The organism is Nocardia sp. NPDC006630 (genome assembly GCF_040611495.1).
In the GTDB taxonomy this organism is placed as follows: Bacteria; Actinomycetota; Actinomycetes; order Mycobacteriales; family Mycobacteriaceae; genus Nocardia.
On the sequence record NZ_JBEXOK010000001.1, the window covers coordinates 717805 to 736846 of the forward strand.

Here is a 19042-nt window from a genome sequence, read left to right on the forward strand (position 1 = left end):
CGGCACTTGCGCAGCGCGCCCCTTCCGATTCGGGAAGGGCGCGTTCGTATATATGGGTGGCGCAATGGGTGCTCCCTCCCGAGCACAGCGGTAGCGTTGACTCGAAGTCACGCGGGTTTGCTAAAGGTGCGCTGTAGCGCGGAGAGGTGTGGTTCCGTATGGACGACCGGCGCAACGATGATGAAGACCAGCTCATCGACGAGGTGCTCGACACCGATGACGTCGAGGATCTCGACTACGACATGGGCGACGACGATCAGGCCGACGAGGTCCGCGAATATGAGCGGGCCATTGCCGACCCACCGGAAGACCTCATCATCCGCAACCGCGAGAACGACGACACCGGGCGCCTGGGTATAGGAGAAGAGCTCGACCAGGAGTGGACCCGCCGCCGGCAGCGCGATGAATACAAGGCGGAGGACGACCGGCCCGCCGAAGTCGCCGCCATGGAAATCGTCGACGAACCCCGCGACTGACACGTTCCGCCGCGGACCGGTGCGTGTTTACGCATCGGCCCGCCATTGTGATACCCATGGGGACGGTCCGACACCACCCACCGAGAAGGGCGCGACATGAGCACGCCGCCGAACGAACCGCACGCCGGCGCCGACCCGGGCGACATGTTCAAGAAGAAGCCCGAGGGCACTTCCGGACAGGACGCCGCGGCAGCCGAGCAGCCGCAGGATCCGGCGGCGACCGAGTACAACGCGGGCGCCTGGGGACAGGATGCCGCGACCACCCGATACAACCCCGGCACGCCGGCGCAGGATGCGCCGCCGATCACCCAGTACTACCCGGGCACAGCGGGTTCGGACGTGCCGCCGCTGCAGTATCCGCCCGCGCAGGCTTATCCACAGGGTTCCGCGCAGGCCTATCCACAGGGGGAGGCCTACCCGGCGGGTGGGGTGCACAACTATCCGCCGATGGGCGGGCAGCCGCAGGGTGGTTATCCGGCCGGTGACCAGGGCGGATACCCCGGCGGGCAGCCGCCTTACGGCCAGCAGCCCTATCCGCAGCAGCAGTACGGTCAGCAGCAGCCCTATGGCCAGCAGCCCTATGCGCAGCAGCCGTACGGCCAGCCCTATGGACAGCCCGGATATCCACCGATGGGATACGCGCCGCCGACGAGCACCAACGGTCTGGCCATCGGCGGGCTCATCACCTCGCTGGTCGGATTCGTCACCTGCGGTATCGGCTCGATCATCGGGATCATCCTGGGTGTGGTGGCGCTGAACCAGATCAAGCAGTCCGGGCAGCAGGGACGCGGTATGGCGCTGGCGGCCATCTGGGTCGGCGTCGGCGTGATCGTGCTCTACCTCCTCTACGTCCTCATCATGGTCGTGGCCGTCGGCAATTCATCGACGTAGGAGCGCAACAGCAGTGCCACAGTTCACCGGATTCCCCCTGACCGGCCTCGACTTCTACGAAGATCTCGAGGCCGACAACTCCAAGGCGTTCTGGACCGCGCACAAGCAGGTCTGGGAGACGTCGGTCCGAGATCCCATGCAGGCCTTGATGTCCGAGCTGGAACCGGACTTCGGGCCGGCCAAGATGTTCCGGCCGTATCGGGATGTCAGGTTCTCGAAGGACAAGACCCCGTACAAGAATCATCAGGGTGCGGTGGTGCACACCTCGGCCGGTGCGGGGTTCTATGTGCAGATCGGCGCGGCCGGACTGTTCATCGCCGTGGGGCTCTACGGGCCGACGCCCGCGCAACTCGCCCAGTTGCGCACCGCCATCGACAACGAGGTGCGCGGCGTCGAGCTGGAAAACCTGCTGGCCGGACTGACCGCCGCCGGGTACACCCTGGGCGGCGACCGGCTGGTCACACGGCCCAAGGGGTATCCGGCCGACCATCCGCGCATCGAACTGCTGCGGCACAAATCTCTCACCCTCAGTAAGGATTTCGGCGCGCCGGCGTGGCTGGAGAAGCCGCGCGCGGCCGTCGAAATCCGCAAGGCGTGGGAGGAGCTGCGGCCCGCCGCGGAGTGGATCGCCGCCGTAACCGGTTGAGCGTCTGCCGATCCGGAGCCGAGCGCCTGCCGGTTCCGGGGTTTGAGCGCCTGCCGGTCCGGAGCCGAGCGGCTGTCAGTCCGGAGCCGATCTGCGGAGCGGCCGTCGCAGCGTGCGGCTGCTCAGCGCCAGAGTCACCAGGGCGGCGGCCGCGACCACGCCGATGGTCTCCAGGCGCGCGGTGGTATTGCGGTCGCAGTGCACATGGAAATCGGGTGCGATGCAACCGGGTTCGAAGCAGAGCTGGGAACCGTTCCATTCGTGGCGCGGGCTGATCACGGTGCCGCAGTCCACACTGCCGGCGGGGTGCGGCAGCGGCAGGAACAGCAGCGCCACCGCCCCGGTCAGCAGGAGCAGGCCGCCCAGAAACCACAGACGGTCCCGGCTCCAGCCCAGCAATGGCGGCAGCACGATACAGAAGGCCGCGACGCCAAGGACGAGGCCGAAAATTTCCCACGGCTTCACTGTTTTCTGATCCTATGACGCGAATACTGCCGCTATTGCCGGAATTGACTGTTTACGGCGACATCACGGTCTGATTATCGCGGTACCGGACATCGCTGTTATCGGCGTTCGGCCAGCCAGAGGGCGAAGCGCTCCTGCGGGTCGGTCCACCTGCGCTCGGTCGCGAAACCCGCTGCGGCGAGCTCGTTCTCGAGGCCATCACGCCGGAACTTCGCGGAGATCTCGGTGCGCAATTGCTCACCGGCCGCGAAATCCACCGACAGCTCCAGGTCCGCGATGGTGACGGACATGGCCTCGGTGGCCTCCAGGCGCATTTCGATCCACTCGTTCTCGGCATCCCAGAGCGCGACGTGCGCGAACTTCTCCGGGACGAAATTCGCGCCGAGGCGGGCGTTGAGCACATGCAGCACATTGCGATTGAATTCCGCGGTGACTCCGGCGGCATCGTCGTAGGCGGGCACCAGCACCGCCGGATCGATGACCAGACCGGCGCCGAGCAGCAGCTGCTCACCCGGTTCCAGCACATCGTGCACATCGGCCAGGAACTGCGCGCGTTCGGCCGGAACCAGATTACCGATGGTGCCGCCGAGGAAGGCGATCATGCGGCGGCCGCCGCGCGGCAGATTGTCCAGCGTGGCGGTGAAATCGCTGACCACCCCGTGCACGCTCAGCCCCGGGAACTCGGTGGCCACCTCGTTCGCCGAAGCGCTCAGTGCAGCCACCGAAACATCCTGCGGCACATAGGTTTTCAGCGGGCCTTCCGCCGTCAATGCCTCCAGCAGCAGCCGGGTCTTGGCGGCCGATCCGGCGCCCAGCTCCACCAGCACCTCGGCCTGGGCGATCTTGGCGATCTCCCCCACCACCTGCTCCAGCAGCGCGCGCTCGGTGCGCGTGGGGTAGTACTCGGGCAGCTGCGTGATCTGCTCGAAGAGTTCACTGCCCCGCGCGTCGTAAAACCACTTGGGCGGCAACCATTTCGGTTCCGCCGTCAGCCCGCGGCGCACATCCGATCGCAAACCCGCGGTCAGATCGTCGTCGGTCAAATGGATCTCCAGCGTCGCCGAAGTCATCGAGAAGTCCTTCCATTTTCGAAATCCAGCGGTTTCACCGTCAGCCGCCCGGGCCGCACCACCACCAGGTGCCGATCAGCGATCGACTGCCAGCGCGGATCATCGTCGTACGGCTCCGAGGCGACCACCGCGAAGTCATCGGCCACCAGCACCGACAGCGCGTGCTGCCACGTGGTGGCCCACACCGTTTCGCCATCCCCCAGCAGGAGGTTCAATCGCGCCCGCGGCGACAGTTCGTACACCGCGCGAACCACCGCCGTCAGCGCGATCTCCGGGTCGAATACCGTCCGAATCGCCGCTGTCAGCGCAACTTCCGGCTCGATATCCGCGCCGGACGGCGGCGTTTTGTTCTCCAGCAGGCTGCGCAGAATCACCCAGAGCAGGGCCGAATCCGTCAGCGACTCGGCATCGAGCAGCGAGGGCGAATCGAACTGGGCGGCAACGGCGGTGAGGGCATCGCGCCAGTCCGGGATCGCCCCGTTATGGCTGAAAGCCCAGCGGCCGTGGGTGAACGGCGCGCACGCCGCCTGCTCGACCGGTAGGCCGACCGTGGCCGAGCGGACCGCGGCCAGCACTGCCGATGAATGCAGTTGCGGCAGCACCTCCTCCACGGCCGGATCGGTCCAGATCGGGGCCGCATTGCGATAGCGCGACACCGTCGGCTGCTCGGCCGGGGCTGGAATCCACCAGGCGACGCCGAAGCCGTCGGCATTGATGGTTCCGCCGCCGCGCATATCGCGCGGGGCCCAGGACTGGGTGCGGAGGGAGTGCGGGCCCCGAGTGAGGATGTCTCCCACGGGAACCGGCGGGCCCAGGTAGGCGAGGTGGCGGCACATCAGAGTTCCTCCGGGCGGAGGTCTCTGGCCAGGCGGAAGCCGGCGAAGATCTGGCGGCGAATGGGATGGTCCCAATTGCGGAAGGTGGCGCGGCAGGCGACATCGTCCGCGCCGAAGGAACCGCCGCGCAGGACTCGGTAGTCGCCGCCGAAGAAGACCTCGGAGTACTCGCGATAGGGGAACGGCTGGAAGCCCGGGTACGGCGTGAAACCGGAGGAGGTCCACTCCCAGACATCGCCGATCAGCTGGTGCACACCCTGCGGTGACACACCTGCGGGATATGCGCCCGCATCCGCCGGTTCCAGGTGCCGCTGACCGAGATTCGCGGTATCGGCGGTGGGGTCGGCATCACCCCACGGGTAGCGGCGGGAGCGGCCGGTGGCCGGATCGAAGCGGGCGGCCTTCTCCCATTCCGCCTCGGTCGGCAGGCGTTTGCCCGCCCAGTTGGCGTAGGCCTCGGCCTCGAACCAGCAGACGTGCACCACCGGCTGATGCGGGCGCACGGGCTGCATGACGCCGAAAACCCTTCGCCACCACCGGCCGCCGCCGTCCCGCTCCCAGAATTGCGGGGACACCAGACCTGCCTCACGGCGGTGCGCCCAGCCCGCTTCGGACCAGAGCTCGGGGCGGTCGTAGCCGCCGTCCGCCATGAATTCGAGGTACTGCTCATTGGTGACCGGAGCGGTATCGATGGCGAAGCCGGGCACGTGGACGGGGTGCGCGGGGCGCTCATTGTCCAGCGCCCAGGGATCGCCGTCGGTGCCCATGGTGAATTCCCCTGCGGCAATGACGACTTCGCCGCGCACGGGGGTGCGCACCACCGGAGCGGCGGGCGCCGACAGCACCGCTTCGCCCTGCCGCAGCTGATGGGTCGCGAGCATGGTTTCGTCGTGCTGCTGCTCGTGCTGCGCGATCATGCCGAAGGCGAATCCGTCCGCCACCAGCGCGTCACCGCGTAAGGGGCTGTGCTCCAGCACATCCCACACCTTGCCCCGCACCTGGCCGACGTACTGCTTGGCCTGCGCCGGATTCAGCAGCGGCAGCGCGGGCCGATTGGCGCGCGCATGTTTGAACGCGTCGTACAGCTCGTCGATATCGGCGCGCACGGCCTCGCGGCCGCCCACATCCCGCACCAGCCAGAGCTCTTCCTGATTGCCGATATGCGCGAGATCCCACACCAGCGGGCTCATGATCCGCGAATGCTGCGCCACCAGCTCGGCCTCGTCCAGGCAATCGGTGAGCCCGGCGGTGCGCCGCCGCGCCCGCTCCAGCACCTGCGCGATCCGCTCCCGCAGCCGATCCGTCTCGGCCCGGTCAGTACCCGGTAGCTGAACAGTCATGAGAGAACTCCGAATTCAGGAAGTCGAACAGGCAGGGGCTTTCCGCGAAACCGGCGGCAGGCTGCGCACTCATGCGCCACCCCCGGATTCGGGAAATGCCGCGGGCGCATGTCCCTGGCGGCAACGCGCCGCGGCGGCGGCCAATTCCGCTGCGGCAACCGGAGTTGCGGCGTGCGCGGTGGCGAGCTCCAGCAGAGCCACTGCGGCCGTGCGGATTTCGGGGTCGGCCAGCCCGTAGCGAGCAGCCTCGGACCAGCGGCCGACCGTCGAACCCGCCAGCGCCGTCGCCTCGGCCACCACGGCGGGCGTGGCGAGCAGGGCGTCGATGGCATGCACCGGGACCGTCCAGGTATTGCCCGGCTGGGCGTCCAGATAGCGCACCTCGAGATGCCCCGAGGCGCGGACCGGCGGAAAGACCGTGGTCAGGTGATAGTCGAGATCGTCGCGAGTGGGCCGGCGGCCGATCTCTTCGTCGAGCGCGCCGCACAGCCAGTCCGCGAAGGTGGCGCCGGGCGGAGCCGTCCAGTCCGCCACCCCCGCGCTTTCGGGTCGCACGCACAGCAGTGGCACATCGAGCGCCCAGCGGGCGTAACCGGTGATCGGGTCGGACCAGTCGTGCACGGGCGGCCGGGTGCGCAGATGGTCCAATCGGAGCCAGGTACGCATGCGCTGGGAGGCCCAGGTGCCGGGGGGCGCGCCACTGAGGTCCGGGGAGCAGGCGAAAGCGGCCAGCAGGGCCGGGCCGATGGCATAGAGGGCGGTCCAGCGGGCCGCGATATCGGCGGCATCCACCCCGGCATCCACGCTCACCTGGGCGGCGGCGGTATTGCACATCATCAGCGCACCGAACGGGCCGATACCGGCGAACGAGGATTCCATGGCGCGATAGCGCGGCAGTTGGAGCAGGCGCTGCGGGCTGCGCACCGGATCGGCGGAAGCGGAGATGATGTGGATATCGCGGGTATCGAGTAGCTCCCGTAGGCGGCCGGTATCGGCTAGCAGGCGCTCACACAATTCGGCGGCGGTGCCGAACGGGGCGCTGGAGAGTTCGATCTGACCGCCGGGCTCGAGGGTGACCCGGCTGCCTCCCGGCAGCGGATCGGCCGGGGAATCAGGAGAAATGGACTGTGGCGCATAGGATCCCAGCGCGTCTGCCAGCACAGTCAGCTGCGGACGCGGGGCGGACGCCGACGGCTCTCCCTGCGCGGTAAGCCACTCGAGTTCGGCGCCGATAAGCATCGGTGGGCCCTGTTTGAAACAGACCTTTCCGATGTACGCCTCGGCCGCCGCCCGCGTGGAGAACTCGGTTCCCGGCCCCAGTTCGGCGCGGCCCGTCTGCACGGCGCCGGGCACAGACCCACGCCCGGCAACTCGCGGCAACTCGCTGGGGGACGTCGTGACCACCATGCCAACCTCCGCTCGACCGCTCCGGCACCGCCCGATGCGAAGGGCGATCAAACCAGAGTAGCGAGGTATACCGACAACAAATCTGACGAAATGGAGAACACACCAACCGATATGGTCGTTCCCATGGTGAACATTGCCCGGTTGCGCGCCGATACACCCGGTTGCGAAGGTCAGATTTTTCTCGACAGCGCGGGTTCCTCACTACCCCCGCGGATCGTCGTCGAGACCGCCATCGCGCATCTGCGCCGGGAGGCCGAGATCGGTGGCTATCGTGCCGCCAACGAGCGGCTCGACGATCTGCACGCCGTCAAGACCGCGATCGGGCAACTCATCGGTGCCGAGGCGAGCTCCATCGCGCTCAGCGACAGCGCCAGCCGATCGTGGAGTGATTTCTTCTACTCGGTACCGCTGCGGGCCGGAGATCGGATTCTCATCTCGGGCGCCGACTACGCCAGCAATGCCATCGCCGCCCTGCAGCGCGCCCGGCAGACGGGGGCCGTCGTGGAGACGATTCCCAGCGACAGCAGTGGGCAACTCGATCTGGACGCGCTGGAATCCATGATCGACGAACGGGTGAAACTCGTCTCGCTGGTACATGTTCCGACCAACGGCGGCCTGGTGAATCCGGTCGCCGAGGCCGCGCACATCGCCCGCCGAGAGGGTGCGCTGGTACTGCTCGACGCCTGCCAGTCGGCGGGTCAGCTGCCCCTGGACGTCGCGGAGCTCGGCGTGGACGCGCTGTCGGCGACCGGCCGCAAATGGCTGCGCGGCGCGCGCGGCACCGGCTTCCTCTACGTGCGCCCCGAACTGGCCGCCACCATGGAACCCAGCCGCCTCGATCTGCACAGCGCGGTGTGGACCGGGCCCGCCGAATACACCCTCGCCCCGGGCGCCGAGCGCTTCGAATTCTGGGAGTGCGATATCGCCGGACGCCTCGGCCTGGGCGCGGCGGTGCGCTATCTGCTCGAGGCCGGGCCCGCCGAGATCTACGCCGCGATCGCCGAGCGCGCGGAGTACCTGCGCAAGCTGCTGCAGGCGCTCCCCCGCGTCACCGTGCGCGACCGCGGCACCCAGCACGCGGGCATCGTGTCCTTCACCGTGGACGGTCTCGCGCCGCTCGAGATCCGCGATCGCCTCGCCGCCGAGTCCATCATCGTCACGGTCAGCCACGCCTCCTCCACCCTGCTCGATATGACCGCCCGCGACCTGGACTCGGTTGTCCGCGCCTCCCCCCACTCCTTCGTGAGCTTCGAAGACCTCGACCGCTTCGCCGAAGTGGTGACCGCACTTCGCTGAGCAACATCGCGAAACGGTTAACAGGGCGGCGCGGCGGCGGGATAGTTGAGGTGTTGGCCAGCGTTTGAGGAGTCGATCGTGAGCCGCTTCACCGATGAAATGTATGCAACGGCGCGAACATCCGGGCACGGGCTGGTGACCGGGGAGCCGGACTCGCCACTGCGGCAGACGTGGGGCGAGATTCACACGATCGCCCGGCAGATGGCCGGCGGGCTGGCGGACGCCGGCATCGGCCACGGGGATGCGGTGGCTGTGCTCGCCGGCATGCCGGTGGACATCGCGCCCGCCTGCCAGGCCGTGTGGATGCGCGGCGCCTCGATCACCATGCTGCATCAGCCCACACCGCGTACCGATCTGCTGATGTGGGCGCACGACACCGAAACCGTGCTGCGCATGATCGACGCGCAGGTCGTGGTGCTGGGCGCGCCGTTCGAGGCGGCGGCCCCGCTGCTGGCCGAACGCGGTATCGCGGTGGTGACCATCGATCGGATGCGCGGCGGTCGCGATATCTCGCCGCTGCCGACCGGTGAGGCCGATATCGCCCTGCAGCAGTTGACATCCGGGTCCACCGGATCACCGAAGGCGGTGCGGATCACGCACGGCAATTTCTTCGTCAATGCCTACGCCATGTTCGATCGGGTGAAGTTCCAGCTCGACGACGATGTGATGATCAGCTGGCTGCCGCTCTTCCACGATATGGGCATGATCGGATTTCTGAGCGTGCCGATGCACCTCGGTGCGGAAGTGGTGTGCGTGACGCCGCTGGACTTCCTCGTGCGCCCGATCCTGTGGGCCGAACTGATTTCGAAGTATCGCGGAACAGTCACGGCCGCACCGAATTTCGCGTATTCACTGCTCGCCCGCAGGCTGCGCAACGCCGAGGAGGGCGCGCTCGATCTGAGCAGCGTCCGGTACATGTGGAACGGTGCGGAACCGGTCGACGCCGACACCATGGAGGCGCTCGCCGAGGCCGGAAAACGGTTCGGGCTCAACCCGATGGCGCTCACCCCCGTCTACGGCATGGCCGAAACGACTCTGGCCGTGTCCATTCCGGACCCGGGGCTCGGGCAGATTCTCGATGTGGTCGATGCCGATCTGCTGGAGGCGCTCGGCAAGGCGGTGCCGGTCAAGAATCCCGATCACCATCACGGTGCGGTGCGCCGCCTGCCCACGCTCGGCTATCTGGTCGACAATCTCGAGGGCCGGATCGTCGACGCCGACCGGCACCCGCTCCCGGTACGCAGCGTCGGTGTGATCGAATTGCGCGGCCCCGCAGTGACTTCCGGCTATGTGACCGTCGAGGGCTTCCGGCCCACCCTGGATGCCGAGGGCTGGCTCGACACCGGCGATATCGGCTACTTCACCGAAGACGGACTGGTGGTGGTGTGCGGCCGCATCAAGGACGTCATCATTATGGGCGGCCGCAATATCTATCCCACCGATATCGAGCGAGCCGCCTTGCGCATCAAGGGAGTTCGCCCCGGCAATGCCGTGGCCGTGCGCTTGGACGCGGGACAGAAACGCGAAAGCTTCGCGGTCGTGGTGGAGAGCAACGACTTCCAGAACCCGGAGGAGGTGCGGCGCATCGAACACGACATCGTCCACACGGTGTTCTCCGAAGTAGGCGTCCGCCCCCGCAGTGTCACCATCCTCGGCCCCGGCGCCTTGCCGAAAACCTCGTCAGGGAAGCTCCGGCGCTCCGCCACCCAGGCCAACCTCGGTTGAAACGAACGAACCCCCGTCCGGAAATCCGAACGGGGGCACGATGTTTGCGTTGTCAATGCAGTTGGTTCTGCGCCGTTTCCAGCCCGACTCGGAGCAGCAGCTCGACCGCGTCCGCAGCCTGCTCGACGATCACCGGAACCTCTTTGCGCTCCGGTGCGGAAAAGGGCTTCAGCACATAGTCGGCGGGGTCCTGGCGGCCGGGCGGACGCCCGATGCCGAACCGGACCCGCAGATAATCCTTGGTGGTCAGCGCCTGCGACATGGAGCGCAGGCCATTGTGCCCACCCTCGCCGCCGCCCTGCTTCAACCGGATTACGCCGAACGGCAGATCCAACTCGTCGTGCACGGCGATCACCTCGGTCGGCGGCACCGAGAAGAATTTCGCCAGTGCGGCGACCGGGCGGCCGGACAGGTTCATGAAGCTGCGCGGCTTGGCGATCAGCACCTTGCGCCCGTCCAGGCGGGCCTCCAGCAGGTCCGCACCGGACTTCTTGTGCACGGTGAAACGGCCGCCGACGCGCTCCGCGAGCACATCGGCGACCATGAAACCGACATTGTGCCGGGTGCGCTCGTATTCGGGTCCGGGGTTACCCAGTCCGACCACGAGCACGGGCCCGGCCGTTGCCTCGGTCATTGAAAACCGTTAGCAGGCAGTATTACTCGGCGGCTTCGGCGGTGCCGTTGGCCTCGGCGGCGGCATCCTCGGACTCCTGCGCGGAGGCCGGGGCGGCGATGATGTTGACGATCAGCGCCTCCGGGTCACCGGCCAGGGTGACGCCCGCGGGCAGCGTGATGTCGCCGGCGTTGATCTGGGTACCGGCCTCGACGCCCTCGATGGAGACGTCGATGAATTCCGGCAGGCTCATGGCGTCGGCCTCGACGGACAGCACGGTGACGTCCGAGGTGACCAGGGTGGCCGAGGCGGCCTCGCCGACCAGGTTCACGCGCACATCGACGACGACGCGCTCGCCACGGCGGACGATCAGCAGGTCGGCGTGCTCGATGTAGCGGCGGATCGGGTGCACGACCACGGACTTGGTCATGGCCAGCGCCGGGGTGCCCGCGATGTCCAGGTTCAGGATGGCGTTGGTGCCGTGCTCACGCAGCACCGCGGCGAACGCGCGGGCGTTGATGGACAGGTGCTGCGGCTCTTCGTTGTGGCCGTACAGCACGGCGGGCACATTGCCGTCGCGGCGGGTACGACGCGCGGCACCCTTGCCGAACTCGGTGCGTACGGTGGCTTCCAGAAGGTTGGCGTCGGACATGACTGTCTACTCCTACGGCTCGGTCCGGGCTGATATCAGCGTGCTGGCCAGGGGAAACTGCCGCCCTGGCGCAATATTGGTCTGCTAGTCGGGCGAAAAACCGAACAGCGACGGCCGGGAGCCGAGCCGCGTCGATCACGGTGGACATTTTGGGGTGTCGCACCCTCGCCGAGACAACCCGAAGACTTTAACACGCGGCCCTAACCGCTTTACACAGCCCCCACCTCGAGCTATGCCGCTTCGGCATGTCTTTCGAATGTGGCTGCGTAGCAATCCACGTACTGGCGACCGGAGCGGCGCACCAGGTCGGCCATGAGCTCATCGGTTGCCTGTCGTACAGCGTACCGATCGGCCGGTACGAAGTAGCGCGGGCGGCCGATCGAAATGCGCACCTTGGCCGGACGCAGGAAGCGGCGGTCGCGCGGATTCACCCGATCGGTTCCGGACAGCACGACCGGCACCACGGGTGCGCCGGTCTGCATGGCCACGCGGATGACGCCGGTGCGGCCGCGATAGATGCGGCCGTCCGGGGATCGGGTGCCCTCCGGGTGGATTCCCCAGATGCCGCCCTGCTCCAGAATCCGGGCCGCCGCCGTGAGCGAATCGCCGCCGGCCTTGCCCGGGGTGCGATCCACCGCCACCTGACCGGTCGCGTTCATGACCCACCGGTTCAGCCTGCCGCGCCACCCGCCGGTGGTGAAGTACTCCTGCTTGGCGATGAAGGTGACCTTCCTGGGCAGCACCAGGCACAGGTACAGCGAGTCCACGACGGCCAGATGATTGGCCGCGATGATGACCGGACCGTCTGCTGGAACATGCTGCAGCCCTTCTACTTTCGGGCGGCCGAGCAGCCACAGCAGCGGGCCGATCAGCACATGTTTCAACAGCCAGTACGACATGACCTACCTCCCGGAAAAGATGCGTAGACACTGTCTACACCACGCGGGTAGACAGTGTCTATGACGAATCGCGGGTGATCTGTTGGGAGGATGTGCGGCATGAGTGTCGTTGAGCCGCTGCGTGAGCGGTTGGTGAGCGCCGGCGTGGACATGCTGGAACAGGTGGGGGCGGAACAGCTCGGCTTGCGCGCCATCGCCCGGGAAGCGGGGGTATCGCACGGCGCGCCCCGGCGCTGGTTTCCGACCCACAATGCCCTGCTCGCGGCCATCGCCGCCCGCGGCTACGTCGATCTCGGCGCCAGACTCGAAGCGGTACAGGGCAATACACCCCGGGCACGCATCGAGGACAGCTGCCTGACCTATGTCGAATTCGCCGCTCGGCGCCCGCAGATGTTCGCGCTCATGTTCCGGCACGACCTCCTGGAGGGCGCCGGCGAGAACCTTCGAGCCACCATCACCCTCCCCATGTTCCGGCGCTGGCGCGACCTGGTCGCCGCAGGTCTCACGCCCGGCAGCACCACGAGCGCAGACGAATTGGCCCTGGGCCTGTGGACCAACCTGCACGGCATCGCCTCGGTCGTGGCCAACCGCAGCATCGAAGCCATCGCCCCCGGCACCGACATCCCCCGCCTGGTAGCGCAGGCCATCGCCCGCCACCTCCCCGAATCCCGCTGACCCGACGGACGCTCGGCGGGGAACCGGCTGGTCGGGCACAGGAGGGCTTCGCGTAACCTGGACAGGTTGCCTCGTCTGCTAAGGAGTCCCCCGTTGAGTTCCCCGACCGCCAGCGCGACCAACGCACCCAGTTCCGGGCGGTTGGCCGGCGAGGTAGCCCGGCGGCGCACCTTCGCGGTGATCTCCCATCCGGATGCCGGTAAGTCGACGCTCACCGAGGCGCTCGCACTGCATGCGAAGGTCATTTCCGAGGCCGGCGCCATTCACGGCAAGGCGGGGCGCAAGTCGACCGTCTCCGACTGGATGGAGATGGAGAAGGCGCGCGGTATCTCCGTCAGCTCCACGGCGCTGCAGTTCGAGTACGGCGACTGCGTCATCAATCTTGTCGATACGCCGGGCCACTCCGATTTCTCGGAGGACACCTATCGGGTACTGACCGCGGTTGATGCGGCCGTCATGCTCATCGACGCGGCCAAGGGCCTGGAACCGCAGACGCTCAAGCTCTTTCAGGTCGCGCGCGATCGCGGCATTCCGGTGATCACCGTCATCAACAAGTGGGACCGGCCGGGCCAGGCGCCCCTGGAACTGCTGGACGAGATCACCGATCGCATCGGCCTCACCCCCACCCCGCTGTTCCTGCCCGTCGGCATCGCCGGTGATTTCCGCGGTCTGCTGCGGCGCGGCGCGGAGGGCGCACCGGTCGAATACATCCACTTCACCCGTACCGCGGGCGGTGCGACCATCGCCCCCGAGGAGCACCTGACGCCCGAGGAAGCCGCCGAGCGCGAGGGTGCTGAATGGGTGACCGCCGTCGAGGAGAGCGAACTGCTCTCCGCCGCCGGCCAGGACCACGATGAGGAACTGTTCCTGGCCGGGCACACCTCACCGGTGATCTACGGGTCCGCCATGCTGAATTTCGGTGTGCGGCAGATACTCGAGACCCTCATCGAGATCGCCCCGCCGCCGCGCGCCCGCATCGATATCAACGAGAAGCCGCGCGAGACCTCCGATCCGTTCAGCGCCGTCATCTTCAAGGTGCAGGCCGGTATGGACACCGCGCACCGCGACCGGCTGGCGTTCATGCGCATCGTGTCCGGCGAATTCGAACGCGGCATGGTCGTGACGCACGCGCAGACCGGGCGCCCGTTCGCCACCAAGTACGCGCTCACCATTTTCGGGCGCGAGCGTTCCACCGTGGACACCGCGTACCCCGGTGATGTGGTGGGCCTGGTCAATGCGACCGCCCTGGCCCCCGGCCACACCCTGTACGCGGACAAGAAGGTGCAGTTCCCGCCGATCCCGTCCTTCGCCCCGGAGCACTTCGCCACCCTGCGCGCGCAGAGCGCCGGCAAGTACAAGCAGTTCCGCAAGGCCATCGACCAGCTCGACTCCGAGGGCGTAGTCCAGGTGCTGCGCAATGACATTCGCGGCGACGCCTCCCCCGTGCTCGCCGCCGTCGGCCCCATGCAGTTCGAGGTCGTCACCGCCCGCATGCTCGGCGAGTACAACGTCGAAACCAACCTCGACAACCTGCCGTACCAGCTGGCCCGCCGCACCGACGCCGAATCGGCCGCGGAACTGAGCCGCCAGCGCGGCGTAGAGGTCTTCACCCGCACCGACGGCGTCATGCTCGCCCTCTTCGGCGACAAGTGGAAACTGGCCTACGTCCAGAAGGAACACCCGGGCCTGACCCTCGAGCCGCTGGTCGCCACCACCGACTGAGCAGCCCTATCACCGCTTGAGCAACCCTCTCCGTCGTCCCGGCGTGCTTGTGGCCGGGACCTATGGTGAGCCAGTCGAATCCAGTGGATTCCGGCCGAATACATGCCGGAATGACGGGGTGATTGTCGGGTTCAGGCTCAGCCCATTCAGGCTCAGCCCATTCAGGCTCAGCCCATAGTTCCGGTGGAATCCGGCGGCATGGGTTCGGTGCGGGGGGCGTCGGCCGGGTCGCGGGCTATCAAGCCCCAGCGGCTGGAGGTGAGCCGCAGGCTCGGGAGGTCGGAGAGGGACATGACGACCTCGTAGGTGCGCTCGTAGCCGGTGTGGGCGATGCGCCATTTGCCGTCATCGCATTTGACGTACTGGTCGGAGTAGAAGGCCGCACCGCGCAGGAGCATATTGTGGCCGGGGATCAGGACTGTGTCGGCCAGGTACCAGGTGCCGACGGCGGTATCGCCGGTGACGTCGATCTCGGGGTGGTCGCAGCGGTGTTCGGTGATGACGTGCGGGCCGAGGGTGTTGCGCATGAAGGCCAGGAAGGCATCGCGCGATTCGAATTGGAGGTACTCACTGTAGGTGGCGGTCGCCTCCGGAATCATGGTGTCGGCGAACTCCTCCCACGACTTGGTGTCGAGGGCACGCAGATACCGGAACTTCAACCGGCTGATCGCGGTGACCGCATCGGAATCCATACCTCCCACAATCCCATCAGGACTGCGGGATACCGCACCATTGGCGCAGATTTGTACCGGATCGCTATCAGTCGGACACACCCCCGCCCCCTGCGCGGCGAGGCGCGGGAGTCGCTCAGCCCTGAATGCTGAAGCAGGTGGTGCAGAAGTCCTCGCCGAATTCGGTCAGTCGCAGGCTCTTTCGCACGATCTTCGGCACGCGCCCGGCCTTCTTGAGCGCCGTCTCCACCACCGGCTGCACCTCCAGCACCATGTAGCGCGACAGCACCACCGGATCGTCGGAGGTGGTGGTGAGCCCGAGCCGGTTCAGATTGATCAGATAGTGCCGGGAGCGGTCCGGGTAGCGCACGCCCGCCTGCTCCGGCACCGAGGTGAGATCGCCCTGCACCAGTTCCGAACCGATGCCCAGCGGCCGGTTGGTGCGCACATCGACCGTCGGCTGCGGGCCGTTCAGCGCCATGAAGCGCAGGATGCGGGCCTCATCGGGCGCGAGCTGATCGAGAATGCGGTCGTAGGCCGGATGCACGTCCTCGGTGAAGTAGACGTCCGCCGAACGGGCCAGCAGTGAGTCGCCCCGGCGGCGCAGCTCCTCGCTGCTGGCCGAACGCAGCAGGCTGCCCGCCCCGATGGCATGCTGATTCGGGCCACCGACCGGCGTCGGCACATAGCTGACGATCTCGCGCACCGAACCCTCGGTGACGCCGAGTGCGCTGCGCGCGATGGACCGCAGCGCCGCACCCGTGCGCTCGGCGATATCGGCCGACGATTCGCCGTCCAGCGCGGCCTGGGTCAATTGCTTGGTGATCTCGAAGCTGGTGCCGACCGCCCACTGGCCGCTGCGGGCCGCGGTGCCGACCGCCAGCCCGGCTGCCCGGAACACGCCGCGGATCAGTCGTGCCTCATTGCTGATCTGCCGCTGCTCGGCGTCCGAACTGCGTTCCACTGCACGAGAACCCGGACGGACCACCTCCGCCGCACCCCCCGGCGCCTGCACGGTCCTGTCCTCTGCCACGTCCATCTCCGAATATCGCCAGGTGAACTATTCGTCCACGATTATTGCCGCCGACAGACCCACTGGCATGTCGAACCCGGAAAGCCATCCGAAGGTTACCGCGTTCACTTAGCACAACACGCGCCCAACATGACCCTCAACGCCCCCGCACTGCATGCAAGTTGGATGTGCTTCCCGCCATTCTCGTGGTCCCAACGTGACAGGGGAACAGCGGGGTGGAACAGTGTGACCGAGATCTCCGACCCAGACACTCCTTCGCTGGACTCGATTCCTGGACGCACAGTAAGGTCCGAGTCGCCGAGGGGTATCTATGCCGGCGGCGGTTCCGGTATGGATCGGCAGGAGGGTGAACGTTGCTAGAGAGTCTTTTCGGAGTCCACCCGACAATATTGCTGGAACTGATCACGATTCCGTTGTTCACGGGTGTCATCGGCTACATCACCAACTGGACCGGCGTGCTCATGCTGTTCAAGCCGATCAGTTTTCACGGCGTCCGGGTTCCGGGGCTCGCGGCCTTGTTTCCGTTCCTGCCCAAGCGGATTCAGGTGCTGCCGCTGCTGCAGTACGACGGCCGTATGGGCTGGCAGGGGATTGTGCCGTCGCGTGCGGACAAGATGGCGAGTATCGCGGTCGACAAAGGATTGGCGAAACTCGGAAGCGTCTCGGACTTCTATCGGGAACTCGAACCCGACAAGCTCGCCGAACATCTCACCGAAATAGCGGAACTCCAGATTCGCGACATCGTCGAAGACATCCTGAAACGCGAACATCCGCAACTCTGGTACAACCTGCCCAATGGCGTTCGCGAGATGGTGCACTCGCGCGTGGCCGAACAGCTCCCCACAATTCTGCGTGAACTGACCGATGAACTCGGCAACAACATCGACCAACTGCTCGACGTCAAGCAGATGGTGATTCGCTACTTCCAGGCGCGGCCGCAGTTGCTCAACAGCCTGTTCCAGGTGCTGGGCGCCAAGGAACTCCGGTTCATGCAGAACTTCGGTTTCTACTTCGGCGCGCCCATGGGTCTGGTACTGGTCGGCATCCTGCACTGGACCGGATGGTCGGCGCTGGCGGTGCTGCCGATCGGCGGCATCGTCATCGGCTGGGTGGTCAACTGGGTCGGCATCAATATGATCTTCGCGCCCGCCTATCCGAAGTGGTGGGTGCCGTGGCGGCAGGGGCTGCTCGTCAAGCGGCAGCCCGAGATCACCGAGGGCTATGCGGACATGGTGGCCAGCCAGATCATGACGGTCGCCAATATCGGCGACGAACTGCTCAACGGGCCGCGCTCAGACCGCACCATGCAGATGCTGGCGGACACCCTCAAGCCGGCGGCGGACCAGGCGCTCGGGCCCGCCCGCGGCGCGGTGAAGTTCCTGCTCGGCAATCGTGAATACGACGAGCTGCAGGACAGTTTCACCGCCGAGTCCATGAAGATCGCCCCGATCGCCTTCGCGGACCCGGCGTTCAACGTGCAGCAGGGCAAGCAGGTCCAGGAGTACATCGCCAAACAAATGTCGGCACTGCCCCCGCCGGACTTCGTGGACATGCTGCGATCGGCCATCAAACAAGATGAATGGCTCTTGTTTGTCCATGGCGGCGCGCTGGGGCTCATCGCCGGTTACGCTCACCTCCTGATCTTCGGAACAGGAGTGGCTACCTCATGGATATGACCGAAACCGACTCGGGCGAAGGGGAACCCGCAGATACCTCCACCGCGCTGGTGGTGCGCCCTGCCGCACCGCTGCCGGTTCCGGTACCCGGGTCCGCCTACCCCGCCGGACCGGTGCGCACCGCGACCGGCGTTGTCCGGGTTGCCATGTCGGCGGCCGTGGAGGCCGGAGTCTGGAGCCTGAGCACCGCGCTCGGCGTCACCTCGGTGGTGCTGCGGGGCAGTATGGCCGGGCACCCGCCGCGCGATATCCTCTCCGAAGCCGGTGCCCAGGTGCGGCATTCGGTGCTCCAGGTGCTGGGAGTCGCCGCCACCGATGTGGCCGAGACCGACGCCCCCGCGCCCTCCCCCACCACCGTCCTGCGGGCGCGCGGCGCCGAATTACTGCGCCGCTCAGCTGATTTCCATACCGAGGACGATAATCACCACCCCGCCTACGCCCGCATTCTCGGTGAGCTCGCTCCCGACGAAGCGCGCATAGTGCGCCACCTCTACCTGGACGGCCCGCAACCCGCCCTCGAGGTACGCGGCGGGCGCGCCGCCGCCGGTGGGCAGTTCAATCTGCTGGGTGACGATGCCGGTCTGCGCTATCCGAATCGGGTCGAGGAATACCTCATCAATCTCGATCGCCTCGGCCTCATCGACGTCACCCGCGAGCCGCTCGGCAACCCCAACCGCTATCAGCTGCTGGAAGCCCTCCCCGAGGTCCGCCGCCTGCTCAAGCGCACCAGCTTCGGCACCAAAGTCCTCTACCGCACAGTCGAACTGACCTCCTTCGGCGCCGGTTTCGTCCGGACCTGCCTCCCGGTCCCGTCCCTCGACCACCCTCCCCTAGAACACCACGGCTGACCCCGATCCGTCCGAACAGCCCGCGTCGGCACCGAACAGCACCCGTACAGGCTGTGCCGTCCGGCTGCAGGCTGCGCCATCCGGAGGCAGGCTGTGCGGTG

Annotated in this window: 19 protein-coding genes; 9 read left to right on the forward strand and 10 right to left on the reverse strand. The window is 67.0% G+C overall.

Annotation, left to right across the window (positions count from 1 at the left end; all coding sequences use genetic code 11):
- The first annotated feature begins 158 nt into the window (after positions 1-158).
- From ABZX86_RS03260 to ABZX86_RS03270, 3 genes are all read left to right on the forward strand, one after another.
- On the forward strand, positions 159-476 hold the full coding sequence (locus tag ABZX86_RS03260) for a hypothetical protein (RefSeq protein ID WP_327142127.1): 318 nt from the start codon (positions 159-161) through the stop codon (positions 474-476).
- Positions 477-572: 96 nt separating this feature from the next.
- Complete coding sequence (locus tag ABZX86_RS03265; protein WP_355119471.1) at positions 573-1367, forward strand: DUF4190 domain-containing protein; 795 nt, start codon at positions 573-575, stop codon at positions 1365-1367.
- A 13-nt stretch (positions 1368-1380) separates the two neighbouring features.
- Entirely contained in the window at positions 1381-2013 is a 633-nt protein-coding gene (locus ABZX86_RS03270) for a DUF2461 domain-containing protein (RefSeq protein ID WP_355119473.1), read from the forward strand.
- A gap of 75 nt (positions 2014-2088) precedes the next feature.
- On the opposite strand, the gene ABZX86_RS03275 is transcribed toward ABZX86_RS03270, so the two are convergent.
- The 5 genes from ABZX86_RS03275 to egtA form a co-directional block, all read right to left on the reverse strand.
- Positions 2089-2478 carry a hypothetical protein gene (locus tag ABZX86_RS03275; RefSeq protein ID WP_355119475.1) on the reverse strand — a complete coding sequence of 130 codons (390 nt, stop codon included), beginning with the start codon at positions 2476-2478 and terminating at the stop codon, positions 2089-2091.
- Positions 2479-2576: 98 nt separating this feature from the next.
- On the reverse strand, positions 2577-3548 hold the full coding sequence (egtD, locus tag ABZX86_RS03280) for an L-histidine N(alpha)-methyltransferase (RefSeq protein WP_355119477.1): 972 nt from the start codon (positions 3546-3548) through the stop codon (positions 2577-2579).
- Positions 3545-4384, reverse strand: coding sequence for an ergothioneine biosynthesis protein EgtC (gene egtC, locus ABZX86_RS03285; RefSeq protein ID WP_355119479.1), 840 nt, complete (start codon positions 4382-4384; stop codon positions 3545-3547). Before egtC ends, egtD begins: the two co-directional genes overlap by 4 nt.
- Entirely contained in the window at positions 4384-5724 is a 1341-nt protein-coding gene (gene egtB / locus ABZX86_RS03290) for an ergothioneine biosynthesis protein EgtB (protein ID WP_355119481.1), read from the reverse strand. Before egtB ends, egtC begins: the two co-directional genes overlap by 1 nt.
- A gap of 69 nt (positions 5725-5793) precedes the next feature.
- Complete coding sequence (gene egtA / locus ABZX86_RS03295) at positions 5794-7131, reverse strand: ergothioneine biosynthesis glutamate--cysteine ligase EgtA (RefSeq protein WP_355119483.1); 1338 nt, start codon at positions 7129-7131, stop codon at positions 5794-5796.
- A 123-nt stretch (positions 7132-7254) separates the two neighbouring features.
- On the opposite strand from egtA, the gene ABZX86_RS03300 reads away from it, so the two are divergent.
- Entirely contained in the window at positions 7255-8427 is a 1173-nt protein-coding gene (locus tag ABZX86_RS03300) for an aminotransferase class V-fold PLP-dependent enzyme (RefSeq protein WP_355119850.1), read from the forward strand.
- Positions 8428-8505: 78 nt separating this feature from the next.
- The gene (locus ABZX86_RS03305; protein WP_355119485.1) at positions 8506-10152 is read left to right on the forward strand and encodes a fatty acyl-AMP ligase; all 1647 of its coding nucleotides are present in this window, start codon (positions 8506-8508) and stop codon (positions 10150-10152) included.
- A 52-nt stretch (positions 10153-10204) separates the two neighbouring features.
- Here ABZX86_RS03305 and pth read toward each other — a convergent pair whose 3' ends face one another.
- From pth to ABZX86_RS03320, 3 genes are all read right to left on the reverse strand, one after another.
- Positions 10205-10786 carry an aminoacyl-tRNA hydrolase gene (gene pth / locus ABZX86_RS03310; protein ID WP_327142136.1) on the reverse strand — a complete coding sequence of 194 codons (582 nt, stop codon included), beginning with the start codon at positions 10784-10786 and terminating at the stop codon, positions 10205-10207.
- 22 nt (positions 10787-10808) lie between these two features.
- Complete coding sequence (locus ABZX86_RS03315; RefSeq protein ID WP_327142137.1) at positions 10809-11417, reverse strand: 50S ribosomal protein L25/general stress protein Ctc; 609 nt, start codon at positions 11415-11417, stop codon at positions 10809-10811.
- 230 nt (positions 11418-11647) lie between these two features.
- The gene (locus tag ABZX86_RS03320) at positions 11648-12316 is read right to left on the reverse strand and encodes a lysophospholipid acyltransferase family protein (protein ID WP_355119488.1); all 669 of its coding nucleotides are present in this window, start codon (positions 12314-12316) and stop codon (positions 11648-11650) included.
- A 99-nt stretch (positions 12317-12415) separates the two neighbouring features.
- Here ABZX86_RS03320 and ABZX86_RS03325 point away from each other — a divergent pair, with 99 nt between their 5' ends.
- Together ABZX86_RS03325 and ABZX86_RS03330 are read left to right on the forward strand one after the other, a co-directional pair.
- Positions 12416-12991 (forward strand): TetR/AcrR family transcriptional regulator, encoded by a 576-nt coding sequence (locus ABZX86_RS03325; RefSeq protein ID WP_355119490.1) that lies wholly within the window; start codon positions 12416-12418, stop codon positions 12989-12991.
- Positions 12992-13132: 141 nt separating this feature from the next.
- Complete coding sequence (locus ABZX86_RS03330) at positions 13133-14713, forward strand: peptide chain release factor 3 (RefSeq protein ID WP_355119852.1); 1581 nt, start codon at positions 13133-13135, stop codon at positions 14711-14713.
- Between the two features lie 167 nt (positions 14714-14880).
- On the opposite strand, the gene ABZX86_RS03335 is transcribed toward ABZX86_RS03330, so the two are convergent.
- Both ABZX86_RS03335 and ABZX86_RS03340 read right to left on the reverse strand, forming a co-directional pair.
- Complete coding sequence (locus ABZX86_RS03335) at positions 14881-15405, reverse strand: nuclear transport factor 2 family protein (RefSeq protein ID WP_297628458.1); 525 nt, start codon at positions 15403-15405, stop codon at positions 14881-14883.
- A gap of 115 nt (positions 15406-15520) precedes the next feature.
- Complete coding sequence (locus ABZX86_RS03340; RefSeq protein ID WP_355119492.1) at positions 15521-16423, reverse strand: DUF4393 domain-containing protein; 903 nt, start codon at positions 16421-16423, stop codon at positions 15521-15523.
- Between the two features lie 347 nt (positions 16424-16770).
- On the opposite strand from ABZX86_RS03340, the gene ABZX86_RS03345 reads away from it, so the two are divergent.
- The gene (locus ABZX86_RS03345; RefSeq protein WP_355119494.1) at positions 16771-18093 is read left to right on the forward strand and encodes a hypothetical protein; all 1323 of its coding nucleotides are present in this window, start codon (positions 16771-16773) and stop codon (positions 18091-18093) included.
- Positions 18084-18941 carry an Abi-alpha family protein gene (locus ABZX86_RS03350; RefSeq protein ID WP_355119496.1) on the forward strand — a complete coding sequence of 286 codons (858 nt, stop codon included), beginning with the start codon at positions 18084-18086 and terminating at the stop codon, positions 18939-18941. The genes ABZX86_RS03345 and ABZX86_RS03350 overlap by 10 nt, the downstream gene beginning before the upstream one ends.
- Positions 18942-19042: the final 101 nt, after the last annotated feature.

Bases quoted from the DNA above. Each gene is read 5' to 3' on its own strand.
- ABZX86_RS03340 (WP_355119492.1), bottom strand. From the start codon at position 16,423: ATGGACGTGGCAGAGGACAGGACCGTGCAGGCGCCGGGGGGTGCGGCG.
- egtC (WP_355119479.1), bottom strand. From the start codon at position 4,384: ATGTGCCGCCACCTCGCCTACCTGGGCCCGCCGGTTCCCGTGGGAGAC.
- ABZX86_RS03315 (WP_327142137.1), bottom strand. From the start codon at position 11,417: ATGTCCGACGCCAACCTTCTGGAAGCCACCGTACGCACCGAGTTCGGC.
- ABZX86_RS03350 (WP_355119496.1), top strand. From the start codon at position 18,084: ATGGATATGACCGAAACCGACTCGGGCGAAGGGGAACCCGCAGATACC.
- ABZX86_RS03325 (WP_355119490.1), top strand. From the start codon at position 12,416: ATGAGTGTCGTTGAGCCGCTGCGTGAGCGGTTGGTGAGCGCCGGCGTG.
- ABZX86_RS03300 (WP_355119850.1), top strand. From the start codon at position 7,255: ATGGTGAACATTGCCCGGTTGCGCGCCGATACACCCGGTTGCGAAGGT.
- ABZX86_RS03320 (WP_355119488.1), bottom strand. From the start codon at position 12,316: ATGTCGTACTGGCTGTTGAAACATGTGCTGATCGGCCCGCTGCTGTGG.
- pth (WP_327142136.1), bottom strand. From the start codon at position 10,786: ATGACCGAGGCAACGGCCGGGCCCGTGCTCGTGGTCGGACTGGGTAAC.
- ABZX86_RS03260 (WP_327142127.1), top strand. From the start codon at position 159: ATGGACGACCGGCGCAACGATGATGAAGACCAGCTCATCGACGAGGTG.
- egtB (WP_355119481.1), bottom strand. From the start codon at position 5,724: ATGACTGTTCAGCTACCGGGTACTGACCGGGCCGAGACGGATCGGCTG.
- egtA (WP_355119483.1), bottom strand. From the start codon at position 7,131: ATGGTGGTCACGACGTCCCCCAGCGAGTTGCCGCGAGTTGCCGGGCGT.
- ABZX86_RS03335 (WP_297628458.1), bottom strand. From the start codon at position 15,405: ATGGATTCCGATGCGGTCACCGCGATCAGCCGGTTGAAGTTCCGGTAT.
- ABZX86_RS03265 (WP_355119471.1), top strand. From the start codon at position 573: ATGAGCACGCCGCCGAACGAACCGCACGCCGGCGCCGACCCGGGCGAC.
- egtD (WP_355119477.1), bottom strand. From the start codon at position 3,548: ATGACTTCGGCGACGCTGGAGATCCATTTGACCGACGACGATCTGACC.